This window comes from Enterococcus sp. AZ128, from assembly GCF_051714485.1.
Lineage (GTDB): Bacteria > Bacillota > Bacilli > Lactobacillales > Enterococcaceae > Enterococcus_A.
The window spans coordinates 328,144-340,933 of record NZ_JBIORZ010000001.1 but is presented as its reverse complement, the minus strand read 5'-3'; the positions used below and the strand labels follow the sequence as shown (position 1 = coordinate 340,933).

Annotated in this window: 15 protein-coding genes; 4 read left to right on the top strand and 11 right to left on the bottom strand. The window is 40.8% G+C overall.

Features of this window, described 5'->3' with window-relative positions; all coding sequences use genetic code 11:
- Positions 1-18 precede the first annotated feature (18 nt).
- The 4 genes from IGI38_RS01535 to IGI38_RS01520 all read right to left on the bottom strand — a co-directional run bounded on the left by IGI38_RS01535 (position 19) and on the right by IGI38_RS01520 (position 3,030).
- A complete protein-coding gene (locus IGI38_RS01535) occupies positions 19-756 on the bottom strand; it encodes an MBL fold metallo-hydrolase (RefSeq protein WP_438725876.1) in 738 nt (245 codons plus the stop codon).
- Complete coding sequence (locus IGI38_RS01530; RefSeq protein WP_438725874.1) at positions 753-1,559, bottom strand: DUF975 family protein; 807 nt, start codon at positions 1,557-1,559, stop codon at positions 753-755. The genes IGI38_RS01535 and IGI38_RS01530 overlap by 4 nt, the downstream gene beginning before the upstream one ends.
- A 146-nt stretch (positions 1,560-1,705) precedes the next feature.
- Positions 1,706-1,876 carry a hypothetical protein gene (locus IGI38_RS01525; protein ID WP_438725872.1) on the bottom strand — a complete coding sequence of 57 codons (171 nt, stop codon included), beginning with the start codon at positions 1,874-1,876 and terminating at the stop codon, positions 1,706-1,708.
- A gap of 74 nt (positions 1,877-1,950) precedes the next feature.
- On the bottom strand, positions 1,951-3,030 hold the full coding sequence (locus IGI38_RS01520) for a M42 family metallopeptidase (RefSeq protein WP_438725870.1): 1,080 nt from the start codon (positions 3,028-3,030) through the stop codon (positions 1,951-1,953).
- A gap of 149 nt (positions 3,031-3,179) precedes the next feature.
- On the opposite strand from IGI38_RS01520, the gene IGI38_RS01515 reads away from it, so the two are divergent.
- On the top strand, positions 3,180-3,590 hold the full coding sequence (locus tag IGI38_RS01515; protein WP_438725868.1) for an NUDIX domain-containing protein: 411 nt from the start codon (positions 3,180-3,182) through the stop codon (positions 3,588-3,590).
- Between the two features lie 32 nt (positions 3,591-3,622).
- On the opposite strand, the gene IGI38_RS01510 is transcribed toward IGI38_RS01515, so the two are convergent.
- Genes IGI38_RS01510 through IGI38_RS01500 form a run of 3 tightly spaced genes read right to left on the bottom strand, consistent with a single transcriptional unit; the run spans position 3,623 to position 6,861 of the window.
- Positions 3,623-4,795, bottom strand: coding sequence for an ABC transporter permease (locus IGI38_RS01510; RefSeq protein ID WP_438725866.1), 1,173 nt, complete (start codon positions 4,793-4,795; stop codon positions 3,623-3,625).
- Complete coding sequence (locus tag IGI38_RS01505; protein WP_438725864.1) at positions 4,782-5,918, bottom strand: ABC transporter permease; 1,137 nt, start codon at positions 5,916-5,918, stop codon at positions 4,782-4,784. Before IGI38_RS01505 ends, IGI38_RS01510 begins: the two co-directional genes overlap by 14 nt.
- 10 nt (positions 5,919-5,928) lie before the next feature.
- A complete protein-coding gene (locus IGI38_RS01500; RefSeq protein ID WP_438725862.1) occupies positions 5,929-6,861 on the bottom strand; it encodes an ABC transporter ATP-binding protein in 933 nt (310 codons plus the stop codon).
- A 152-nt stretch (positions 6,862-7,013) separates the two neighbouring features.
- On the opposite strand from IGI38_RS01500, the gene IGI38_RS01495 reads away from it, so the two are divergent.
- Together IGI38_RS01495 and IGI38_RS01490 are read left to right on the top strand one after the other, a co-directional pair.
- Positions 7,014-8,150, top strand: a complete 1,137-nt coding sequence (locus tag IGI38_RS01495; protein WP_438725860.1) for a sensor histidine kinase — start codon at positions 7,014-7,016, stop codon at positions 8,148-8,150.
- Positions 8,147-8,776 (top strand): response regulator transcription factor, encoded by a 630-nt coding sequence (locus IGI38_RS01490; protein WP_438725858.1) that lies wholly within the window; start codon positions 8,147-8,149, stop codon positions 8,774-8,776. The genes IGI38_RS01495 and IGI38_RS01490 overlap by 4 nt, the downstream gene beginning before the upstream one ends.
- A gap of 181 nt (positions 8,777-8,957) precedes the next feature.
- On the opposite strand, the gene IGI38_RS01485 is transcribed toward IGI38_RS01490, so the two are convergent.
- Positions 8,958-10,076: a hypothetical protein gene (locus IGI38_RS01485; protein ID WP_438725856.1), complete on the bottom strand. Its 1,119-nt coding sequence runs from the start codon at positions 10,074-10,076 to the stop codon at positions 8,958-8,960.
- A 186-nt stretch (positions 10,077-10,262) separates the two neighbouring features.
- Entirely contained in the window at positions 10,263-10,577 is a 315-nt protein-coding gene (locus tag IGI38_RS01480; RefSeq protein WP_438725854.1) for a MazG nucleotide pyrophosphohydrolase domain-containing protein, read from the bottom strand.
- Between the two features lie 86 nt (positions 10,578-10,663).
- Between IGI38_RS01480 and IGI38_RS01475 the strand changes: the two genes are divergently transcribed.
- Entirely contained in the window at positions 10,664-11,224 is a 561-nt protein-coding gene (locus IGI38_RS01475) for a TIGR00730 family Rossman fold protein (protein WP_438725852.1), read from the top strand.
- 52 nt (positions 11,225-11,276) lie between these two features.
- Here the strand turns inward: IGI38_RS01475 and dltD are convergent, their stop codons facing one another.
- Together dltD and dltC are read right to left on the bottom strand one after the other, a co-directional pair.
- Complete coding sequence (dltD, locus tag IGI38_RS01470) at positions 11,277-12,542, bottom strand: D-alanyl-lipoteichoic acid biosynthesis protein DltD (protein WP_438725850.1); 1,266 nt, start codon at positions 12,540-12,542, stop codon at positions 11,277-11,279.
- The gene (dltC, locus tag IGI38_RS01465) at positions 12,542-12,775 is read right to left on the bottom strand and encodes a D-alanine--poly(phosphoribitol) ligase subunit DltC (RefSeq protein ID WP_438725848.1); all 234 of its coding nucleotides are present in this window, start codon (positions 12,773-12,775) and stop codon (positions 12,542-12,544) included. The genes dltD and dltC overlap by 1 nt, the downstream gene beginning before the upstream one ends.
- Positions 12,776-12,790 lie beyond the last annotated feature (15 nt).

The window sequence follows — 12,790 nt, the reverse complement described above, 5'->3', positions numbered from 1 at the left end:
TTAAGGAATAAATTATTTTTAAATCTCAAAAACGTTGTGCGGCTGTGCTAATTCTACAGGAATACCTGCACTGGTAGCGGCAGCTTGTTGCCGTAATTCCTCTAAATCGCCATGTTGCGGCAAGTGAGTCAACACTAATTTTTTGACTGCTGCATTTTTGGCGAATGTCCCCGCCTCGCCAGCAGTGAAATGAGCTTTGTGCCGTTCATTGCCGTCAAATAGATACGTATCCGCTAAAAATAAGTCAGCATCTTTGGCAAATTGATTGAATGCTTCCAAGTAGCCTGAATCTCCAGTGAAAACGAAAACTGCTCCGGTTTTTTCTTCAACAAAACGCATCGCATAACAAGGTACCGGATGAATCGTCTTCATAAACGTAACAAGAAATGGTCCAAGTTTCAATTCTTCTGCTTCGAAGTAAGACCGGCCTTCGGTAACGCCTTCCATCGTCAATTCATCGAAGTGAAATTCGTCCTCTGTATGTCCATAAATCGGCAGAATAGGCTTTGGCGTTTGTGTTGGATAAAGCTGCCAATAATATTGCAGCACACCTAAGTCGGCAATGTGATCATGATGATAATGCGTTAAGATCACCGCATCCAAATCCAAAGGATCGAGTTCTTTTTCCAATTCCACAAGTGTTGAACTGCCGGCATCTAATAATAAATTGAACCCATCAGCCTGCAGTAAATAACTGGTGGTGCCTTGACCATCATAAGGATACGCCCCTAAACAACCAAGTACGGTCAATTTCATGCTAATTCCCCCTGATCGATTTTTTCCTTCAAGGCTTGGTCATAAAAAGCAGCGCTGGCTGTGTTTACATAGACCGCTACAAAAAGCAGCCCGACGAACAAAGCGACGAAACCTAAAATGTACCAGCCAATAAATGATAATTGCAATAGAATATATTTGCCCCAACGATCTTTCAGCAATAACCAAGCACGCTTGATGCAGTCGCTGACACTTAGATCCGGGTAATCAAATTTCACCCAGACAGCAAATTTGAAGATAATACTGATAATGGTTGTTACAAGCAAGAACGCTAACGTCAAAACAGCATAAAGACCAATCACACCAAAGTTCAGCAACGTATTCGCATTGTCCATACTTGTGACGCCGCCAGATGAAATCAGCGAGAAATAGACGCTGCTTCCAGCTCTCAGCAACAATGGAATGAAGAAGATTGCTGCCAGCACATATTGTACAACTTGCGCAATAATATTAATCAGCAGCAATGGTACATAGTACCCCTGCTGAAAGACGACAAAGATTTGTCCCAACTCAGCTCTGCCGCCTCGTACCACATACAAACTGATGTAGTAAAGGGCATAACTGAATGCAAAAAGAACCAAGATACTCAATAAAAATGAGATACCTAACTGAAGATTTGTATTATTGGTCATCGTTGACACGTTACTAATCGCACCTGTCAATAACCCCACAATGAGGATTAATCCAACGTTGATCCCCCATTGATCCTTTAAACGATCTTTGGCTCTTTGACGATATTCACTAAGACTCATAGCTATACTCCCTTTTTGTTTTAAAATAGTCATTTTTTCTCACTAAAAATGACTTTGTTGTTCAAGCCTGACTACGGCTCTACTCACTGTCCGTTATAGATTCGTCGAGCGAATCCACTTTTTTCTCATTTTGAACTGCAAAAAATTAAATGGCAGCTCTGTCCGCAGGATGCGTTTTCCTACGATTTTTTTAATTCGGTAATTTCCTTCGTCAGCTTTTTTATTTTTCCTTCGACTCGTTTGGCTTCAAGAGCCGTTGGAACATTTGCGTAACTGAGCCGTTCAAAGGTTTTCAATTCTTTTTTTAAATGATCCAGTTCTGTACGTTTTGTGTCAATTTTCGTATTCACTCTTTCATTACTCCTTATTAAAAAGCAGGAACAACGGACATAAAAACAACTACGACGGACTCTGGCTAAACAAGCTAATACTGTTTGATTTCTCCAACCGCATCATAATCCAAACGAGCAACGACTTCAGTGACTAGCTTCACTGTATTAAAATAATCATCCTCATGAATGACCGATGTATGTGAATGCAAGTAGCGAACTGGTACGGTTATCGCTAATGAAGGCACCCCATCACGGGTCAAGTGCATTTGTCCGGCGTCTGTTCCACCACCAGCAATCACTGTATATTGGAATGGAATATCTAGTTCCTCTGCCACATCAATAACGAAATCCAGTAATTTTTTATGAGGGACCATTGAAGCATCGTAAATCAAGATCTGCGGTCCCTTCCCTAAAACAGAATCTGCCTCTTTTGGTGTCATTCCAGGTGTATCTCCGGCTGTTCCTGTATCTAGTGCAAAAGCAATATCCGGATTGACAATATGCGAGCTTGTACGAGCGCCACGCAAACCGACTTCTTCTTGAACATCGCTGCCGGCAAATAATACATTGTGATGCTCACGTTTAGATAAATTTTCTAACACGCGTAGTGCCACAGCCGTACCAATCCGGTTATCCCATGCTTTCGCTAATAAAAACTTTGATTCGTTCATTCGTTGATACTGGATATACGGCGTTACCATATCGCCAGGACGGATTCCCCATTCCTTCGCTTCATCCGCACTTGTTGCACCGATATCGATAAACATATCTTTGATCTCAAAAGGTTTTCTCCGCGCTTCCGGTGTCAGCACATGAGGTGGTTTTGAACCGATCACACCATGGATAATTTTACCTTTACGCGTTTTGATCTCCACTTGCTGGGCCAGCATGACTTGGTTCCACCAACCGCCGATTGTTTGAAATTCAAGAAATCCCTTTTCCGTAATTTTCGTCACCATAAAGCCGACTTCGTCTAAGTGGCCTGAGATGAAGACTTTCGGTCCGCCGCCTCCGCCATGTTTGGCAATGACGCTGCCTAAACCGTCAAAGAAAATATCGTCAGCAAAATCTTTTGCGTAATCTTTAAAGACCTCTCTGACCTCGTCTTCATTTCCCGCGATTCCCCGCGCTGAAGTGAGATTAATTAATAATTGCTCTTCCTTTTTCTCCACTCTTACTCCTCCTAAAATAAATCTGAATCCCACTAAGGATGTCCTGTCGCTTGAATCATAAAAAATGACATCCCGTTTTACCTAAAATCAGTATACCATTGTCAAAAAAATCTGCGAAGTATGTTGTATAATCACTATGAGGTGATCAAATGACACGTTTACTAGCAGTCGAATTGACCATGATGGTAATGATCGAAAATGAAGCAGGAGAACTATTGGTTCAAGATCGGAAGAAAAAAGATTGGCCCGGCTGGACCTTTCCAGGCGGACATGTCGAAAAAGAGGAGGGCAGCTTCGACGCAGCTGTTCGAGAAATCGAGGAGGAAACCGGGTTAACCGTACAGCCCATACTACGGGGGACAGCCGAATGGAACAACGTTAATAAAGAAACTCGCGAACTCGCATTTCTCTATACTGCTAAGGCAAAGAAACAAGCCGTTCCTGACGATCTTTTTTGGGTCCAAAAGAAGGAACTATCCTCGCAAAAATTGGCGGGTACATTGAATGAGCTCTTGCCGATCTTTTTCGGCGAAAAGCAGCAGATTTACTTTGAGGTATAAAAAATAAGCGTGCCTGCCGACACGCTTATTCTTTATGCTTTCACTCTTTTCAATGCCCAACTGCCTTTTTCGCGCATCGTGATCAAATGAATTACCCAAAATGCCGCCGCAAAAGCGATTAAGATCCCTGATTGGAATAGAAATTTATCCATAAACTTTTGATTGAAATCAACCGTCTTGCCGATCAATTCATTATTTTGAGCAAACCAATACGTCGGTGTAAATGCTGCTATTTTATTCACCGCATCCGGTAAAAAATCACTTGGTACAAAAACACCGCCGACAAAACAACTACCCATAATGAATATATTATTGATGCCGCTGATCGCATCCTCATTTTGTAAGATACTGGTAACCATGATTGAAAAACTGATGATTGCCGCAAAAAAGGCAACAGTATTGAGTACAGAATACCCCATGACTTGATCAAATTGCCTCTTGGTAATCAGTACCACAAAAGCGACAAACAGCACCCAGCAGAAAACAGCATAAACTAAATTTCCCATGGAAATCCGACGAGCCAGCTTGCGGCGTGAAATCGGCGAGCAGCTGTTTCGTTGACGGATCTCTTCTCGGTTGAAGGCTAAGTTCACCGCGGCATACCCGCTGAAGATTGACAGGAACATGCCATAAGCTAAAAGGTTATAAATTTGTCCGCTGACGCTCTGTTTCTTCTTTTTATGATAGGTGGAATCAAAATGAACTTCTCCGTCTTTGCTCAGCGTCTTCTTCGTCATCTTCAACAACTCTTGCCGACTCTTATCCGGCAGTTGTTTCTGGTAAGTTAAATACGTGTTCAAGTAATTATTGATCGTTGTATCCACTAATGACTGAGAAAAGGTTGCCGGGCGCGTTTTACTCGTCAGCTTCACCTGTTCACCCTTAGCCAATTTTTCAGAAAAATCTTTTGGTATTTCTAAAATATACTCCACTTCGTCAAAGTATAAGGCATCGTCCAAACTTTTTTGCGAAGTATCTTTTAAGTTGACGATCGTGTGCTGCTTTCCTAGATAATCGACGAACCCTTTTTCAATCGCAGAATCGTCATCGGATAAGATAGCGATCTTCGCACCTGTCAATTCCTCGGCGTCCTTCGTTAATTGCCCCGCGTAAAACATCGTAATGATCACCATGATGATCACACCCAGCATCAGGCTGCCCTTATTCTTTTTTAGAATTTGCAAAATCGCTTTATAGGTGGTCATATTGCACCTTCCTTTCAAAAGAATAATTCAACAAGATAAATAAAATGCCAAAGCCTGCCAACCATAACAGATTAATATAGAACGGATTTAACGATTGATAGTAGAACAGCTGATATAAACTCTCGCTGATCAAGTTCACGATATTGATTCGTCCTAACAGCGGTACATGTACATCGATCCAGTATTTAATCGATTGGGAACCCATCATTCCTGCTAAAAAGCTCATAATCATAGAAATCGAGATACCAATCGAGATTTTTTGTTGAAAGTCCAACTTGGACAATGCGTTGCCGATCAGAGTCCCAAATGAGATGGCGGTAAACGCACCGAGCGCGCAGACCAATAAAATATAATTCCAATGATCCCCGAATTCGACTTGATATACGAAGCGATAAAACATCAAAATCAAAACAGTCTGAACGAAGAACAAGACAAAGCTAGCCAGCATATTTGCAAAAGAAACCAACAATTTATTCCGCGGTATCAAGCATAGACGCATTCCTTCTGGTGACTGGTTTGCTTGCTGGTCGTTAGCATTTCGTAGTCCCCACATAAAGCCATACATCACGGTCATCCCAACTAAGGTAAAGAAGTAAAAAGATTTTAGATTAAAATTGCCCGTGCCATTTCCATCTTTCACGTAGTTTTCTTGTTCTAGCGCCTGACTGATAGCTTGTGGCTGTACGGTGCCTGAGGCCATCAACGTTTCGACTTTATCCGTATTTTGCAAATATTGATTCAGCAGTTCTTTTAAAACCGTTTGTTGCGTGCCGCTCTTGCTGACAGACAGTTCGATAGTATCCGCATCAATCTCAAAATAGCCTGAAATTTTGTCATCTGATAATTGTTTTTGCGCCTCTGTTTTTGATAACTTTTTACTTTTAAATATCACTTCGTCATCATTTTTTATTTCCTTTAAAACCGATTCAAACTGCTTTGTCTTGGCAGCATCCGTCGAAACGATCCCTACTTTTGAGGTTTCTAGTGCGGTTATCTCATCCAAATTGCCAAACGCTAAATTGAATAACAAGCCCAAAACAACCGGGAAGGCAAAGGTCCAAAAGAGCAGACTGCGATTTCTTAACAACACTCGTAAGCGGTAGATAAATAAACGAACAAACATAGTCTCACCCCTAATCCCTTAATTCTTTTCCGGTGATCTCCAAGAACACATCATTCAGTGTTGCTTCTTGGGTATGGATATTTGCGTACATGATTTTTTCTTCTTCAAAATAATTTAAGATCGGCAGCAAGGTTTTCTTCAATTCTTTGGTCGTCACCTGCAGATAGCTTTCATCATAGGCAACTTCTAAAATTGATGGGAAGGCTCCGATGTCCGTAATTTGTTCTTTGGTCAATTCGGGTACTTCAATAATCAGTTTCTCATTTTCTCGAACCATATTTTTCAATTGTTCTTTACTGCCTTCTGCGATTACTTGTCCTTGGTCGATAATCACAATATGGTTGCATAAAATTTCGACTTCTTCCATATAATGAGTCGTATAGACGATCGTCGCACCTAGACGATTCAGTTCCTTGATACTGTCTAAAATTTTATTCCGACTTTGCGGGTCTACCGCAACGGTTGGTTCATCTAAAAAGATCAGTTCCGGTTTATGGACAATGCCGCAGGCAATGTTCAATCGCCGTTTCAAGCCCCCGCTTAATTGTTTGGGATAAAACTTGCGAAATTCCTCTAGTCCGACAAGCTGAATCACCTCTTCGACATATTGTTCCCGCTTGCTCTTTTCTTGAACATACAACCCACAGAAGTAGTTGATGTTATCTGTCACATTCAATTCTTCAAAAAGTGCAATTTCCTGTGGAACAACACCGATTTTTTGTTTGATGTTGTATTTCTCTGGTCCCATTTCTTCGCCAAAGATTTTGATTGAACCACGATCATACGTCAGCAATGACAGCATACAATTGATCGTAGTAGACTTTCCGCTGCCGTTCGGCCCCAGCAATCCTAATATTTCTCCTTTTTTTACTGATAGATTCAAATGATTCAATGCGGTGAAATCACCGTAACGTTTTACTAAATTTTCGATTTCAATCAACATTTGAAAAACTCCTTTTCCTTTTCTTCTTACATTTACTATAATAAAATTAGAAACTTCGTTGTAGTGACTATATGCCAATCATGAGATGACAAATGTCATTTATTGAGATGCTTTTTCACTTTAAAAATGACTGTTAAGAATAAGAGGTAGCCATGAAAAAAATAAACAATTATTGGGTAGATTATTTCTTTTTAGAAACGCTTGGAATCTTCCTGCTTTTTCAACAAGGCTTCAAACCAGAAATGGTCATCTATCTACTTGCGAGTATTCTTCTGGCCAGTCCTGGACTGCTGTTCCAAAAGTCGTTGGGACAAATTCTAGGTGTTTTCCCATTGTTGATTGTCAGTTTTTTCTGGCCGCCGCTGCTTGTTTTTCTTCCAGCAAATTTGCGAATCGCTTGGCGTGAAGAAATTATTTGGAGTTGGGCACTAATCACTTTATTCGTACCTCTGTTTCAGGACAGCTACTCCTCTTCTGAACGGCTATTGATTTTTTGCCTGAGTTGTTTTGCACTTCTTTTAGCTTGGCGAGGAAAAAAGCAATTAAAAATAGAAGAAGCATTATTGCGATTAAAAGATGACAGTTGGGAAAAACAGGAATTACTGAAGCAAAAGAACAATGAATTAATCCAATCTCAGGAGACTTTCATTGACTTGGAAATTTCTGAAGAACGCAACCGGATTGCCCGCGACATTCATGACAATGTTGGTCATTTATTATCCAGCGCCATCATTCAGCTTGGAGCGATTGAAGCACTCAATCAAAGCGAACGGCTGAAGAAACCGCTGAACCAACTACGGTCAACCATTCACACTGGGATGGATAATATTCGCGAAAGTGTTCATGACCTGCATGATACTTCGTTATCCTTTGAGAAAGGGTTAGATTTACTAATTGCGGATTTTCAATTTTGTGAGGTAGAAGTTCGTGGAACCATCCCTGAAACGTATCCTTCAGAACAGGACCGAACCCTATTGATGGTGATGAAAGAAGCACTCTCTAATGTAATGAAACACAGTAATGCGAGTAAAGTGACACTCTCTTTTAGTGAATTGCCTGCTTTCCATCGTTTGCAAATTCTTGATAACGGGGATTTACCTAAAAAATGCGGCAATGGCATTGGTTTAAAAAGTATGCGGCAACGGACAGAGCAAATCGGCGGCCAGCTGCATATCTCGCAAACATCAAAGAATTTTATGATTCAAGTCATTTTGCCAAAGGATACTCGATCGTCGCTGCTTAACATTCAACGTGATCGAACCAATACTACTCAAGGGGGAAAAAGATGATTCGTGTTGTCGTTGTTGATGATGATCCGTTGGTAACGGAATCATTGAAAACTATTTTAGAACTATCAGAAGAAATCGAAGTCGTTGGTACTGGAAACTCAGCTTCGGATGCTGTGACTCTCTATTTACAAGAACAGCCAGATGTCTTACTAACCGATATTCGCATGGGAGAAAGCACCGGAATCGAAGCCGCGAAGGAAATTTTTAAGCAAGTTCCCCAAGCTGTCATTTTACTGCTGACAACTTTTTCTGATGATGAATATATTCGAGAGGCTCTGCAGATTGGCGTGAAGGGGTATCTGATTAAGCAGGATCTTGCCAGTATCGTACCGGCAATCAAGGCCGTTTCTAATGGACAGACCGTTTTCGGAACAGAGATTGCAGGAAAATTGGCATCCATTTTGACTGTTCAAGCACCGCCTAAGCTTTCCAATATCTCGTTGTCAGAACGTGAAGAGAGCATCCTGGTCGCTGTCGCCAACGGCAAAAACAATAAAGAGATTGCCAAAGAATTATTTCTAAGCGAAGGCACCGTGCGAAACAATATCAGTCAGCTATTAGAGAAATTAGAAGTCCGCGATCGAACACAGCTAGCAATCTTTTATTATAAAACTTACCAACAATGAATCTAAGTGCAGCTGGAAATAACCTAAGGGGGCTTTTCCCCTTAGGTTATTATTTTGTTCGGCTTTACTGCTAGAATCCGCATCTAAAAATTTTTAAAACCATCTATATAAAAAAGTATGGTCAGTTTAAACGAAGTCAAACCAAGCCATGACAAATAGACCTTTTTTAAGGGGATTGAAATTATTTTTTACGTTTATTCTTTTTCTTATTGCTGCTATTTTTCTTAGTGCCTTTTTTATTCGTGCCCTTTTGATTTCCTATCCCATTCATAAGGTTAGCAATCAAGCTTTGGGCATACGCTTGCTTATTCGTGAGAGCCTTTTGTTTCTTCGGGTTTTGCTTCACTTCTGCTGGCGGATCAATACTTTCGGCTGGAATCTGTTCATTAGTTGGTGATTCAGATCGTTGGTCATTGGCATTTTCAGTCAAAGTCGTTGCGGATGACGCAGCCCGTTCCTGAGTTTCCGCCATTTCTATCGGCGGTTCTTCCTCTGGCTTCTCGACAAACTCGATTTGAACATTCTCTAGACTTGCGCCTGCTGGCAAATGCGCTTTGGCCAATACCACCACTTCATTTTCACTTAAGGTTCTTGGATCAAAGCCGAATGGAACCATGATTTTGATCACTTGCGGCTCAACATCAGAATTTTGGACAGACTCCTCCTGCAGGTCAGTTTGTTCTTCTTCCTCATAGGTATCGATCGTTCCCGGACGAGCGGATTTTAACAATCTGACAAAGCGCCGAACGCCATCCTTTTGGAAAATACTTAAGGTAGTCAAAATTTCTAAGAGTTTGTACGTCTCTGCTTTTGTCCGCGATTCATCCGCGTCCTTTAACGTCAATGTATGTTTTTTTCCGTTAGCATCTTCAAACACCGAGACTATTTTAAGCTGTAAATCAGGATGCTTCTGTTCCCCGCTGCCTGGAGCTTTTAGCAAATTATTGTAGGAGCGAGCTTCCGCGGAAAGACGTTGATACTCCTTTTTATCCTTATAAAGACGACCAATAACCTGTTTATCCCACTCGCCACTTTTGAAAAACCCCTTAAAATAAGGACAATAATGACGCAATCCATCACTTGGCTCCGCACTCATGAATACCTCACGGATAACCTCTTTCAAGTCCTCTGAAAACGAGAAATCACTCATGCTCAAGGCGCTTCTCAAGAGAATGACTACCGCGTACTCGATTACCGATGCGCAGTCTTTTGCTTCCGCAAAATAAGCCAACACTTTTTTTTCTAGGTTTTCCAATTTCATGCTGAGTAATCGTCTTTCGGTTAATTGCATCGTCGTCATAATTGTCCAATCTCCTTTTTCTGCTTAAAAATACGCTTTCATTTATTAAAAAAACAACGGATTTCTTAGTTTAGACATTCCTATTTTAGCGCTAAAATAACTAGAATACGAATTCATTTTTTTAAAATAAAATAAACTATCTAGTATTAATTACAAATTAAGAAAAAGAACAGCATTCGACCGTGATCAGTCGTAACGCTGCTCCAATTTATGTTTGTGAATCGTCATTATTTCCTGTAAAGAAATGCCATATTTATCGGCGATGATGAACAGATTATCTAGAACATCGCCTAGTTCCTCGGTTAAATTTTCAATTGATTTTGAATGATCGGAAGGTTTCTCATCTGGCCGGTCACGCCCGATTTCGATCGTTCGAATCGCTCGGCAAACCTCACCAACTTCCTCCGTTAGAAAATTTGATCGAATAAACGGATCATATTGATACCAATTTCTCTTTTTATAAAATTCCCCAATCCATTCTTGATACGTTTGTATATCCAAAAAAATCCCTCCATTTCATTTTCGCGAACATAAGTTCCTTCCATATGATATACTACTACCAATCGAAATGAAAGAGGGAACATATTTTGAATATCATCGTTTATTGTGGTGCCGGCAGCGGCAATGATCCAATCTATCAAAAGACAACGGAAAAATTTGGTGAATGGATCGCAGAAAAGAAACACACCCTAGTTTATGGCGGCGGGAAGGCTGGCTTAATGGGCACGATCGCGGATTCTGTACTGAGAAATCAGGGTAAAGCGATTGGGGTTATTCCCACCTTTTTAATAGAAAGAGAATTGGCCCATCCTAACTTAACAGAGATGCACGTCGTCCAATCCATGTCTGAAAGAAAGCAAAAGATGCTTGAACTAGGAGACGCATGCATTGCTTTGCCTGGCGGACCAGGGACATTGGAAGAGATCACAGAAATGATTTCTTGGGCGCGGGTCGGGCAAAATGCAAATCCTTGTGTCCTATTTAATGAAAAGGGCTTCTACGATCCATTGAAGAATCTATATGACAGTATGGTAAAAAATAATTTTCTAACTCAAGAAGATCGGAGTAAAACCCTATTTTCTAACTCATTATCTGAAATCGATCAATTCATAAATAACTACACACCGCCAGTGATCCGCAAGTATTAGACAAGAAAGCATCCGCAACGCCAGATTCCTGGTGATTTCGGATGCTTCTTTTCTATTTTATTTCCTCTGGATTCATTTCTTGCCATTCTTTGCTTAAAAAATACTGATTATTGATTTTATAGTTCTCTGCTCGCGACTTGCGATCTTTCAAGAATGGTGCGATCTTTTTATCCGCAGCCAACCAGCCCTTCCAGCCTAAATGAATCGTATCCTGCATAAAATAAGGGGTATTATCCTGATCGGTATAATCTGCGATAGTATTGAAGCCTTGTGAAGTCAATTGATATTTGATCTTTCCTGAGAACTGCTGCAGCATTTCTTTTGAAAGTCCAGTGAATTTTGCCCAACGGCCATTGACCGGTGGAATGATAAAGAGTACATCAGCATGTTCTTTTGCTAATTGGTCCAAGGCCAATTGGAAATCTGAAAATTCTGGTGAAAAACGGTAATCCCAATTTTTCTGTGAATCCGCAAAACGATCCATATGTGGTTTTATCCGTTGATGATAGAAACGTCGTTGAATCCCAAATTCATTTCCTTGGGTCGCCCGCTCACCTAAATGATTAGCTAAAGCATTCAGCTTCTGATCATTATATTCTGCCGGCAACTCTTTGGCTGCTTGATCGATAGCTCCTTGTTTACTGATCATGCCGATCGTACTGAATAATTCATCCTCACGCTCCAGCATGTTCAATTTTAATTTGCTGATAGTCACATCGTTTTTATCCGGTAATTTACCAGCCATCACTGCATCAAGCATTCGTTCTAGCCGCTCGTCTTTTTTCACCACTCCATAATGTGTCAAGCGCTGAGCCAAATATTTATCGCTGGCTTGAACTTTTTTCAGATTCAACAGCCAATTCAAGGTTTGTTCGGGGGAGTAATACGCATCAAAGTAATCCCGTTTGATCCCGTGTTTTACAAACCATTGAGGGGAAATAATAAAGACCACTTTTCGATCCTTCAAGTCGCTCCCCAGCGATTGCATCATCATAAATTGCGTTAATGATTGTGTTCCTGGTGCCCCCATTAAGAATGGCGTATACCCCCGATCATATTTTTCTGCTAAAACCGATGGGTGAAACGGACTGATCCTGCTCAATTCTGAGGAACCGAAGAACGGGACATAGTTATCGGTACTTAGAGCTTCTTTTGTGATACTGTTTCCTCGTAAAACATTTCCCGCCATCGAACTCGATGCAGCTTTGATCAGCTTTGGATCATTGCTGTTGATTTTGAACGGTGAAAAAAACAGAAAAACCAATAACACTGCCGCTAAAAGAATCGGCCCAAAGATACCGAAGAGTTTCTTTTTCATTAAGCCTGCAAGGCCTTCACTTGTTCAATGATTTTATTTGGCGTATTCCATTGAGCGCGGTCAAACTCTGAAACAGGAACCTGTACACCTAATTGTCCTTCGATCTCAACTAATAATTGAACCGTTGCTAAAGAATCCATCAACCCTTCTTCGAATAAATCAACTTCGGGATTCTCTCTCACTTCATCTGTTCCTGTGATATCTTCTAAAATACTAAATAATGTGTCTTCCATATTAATCGCTCCATT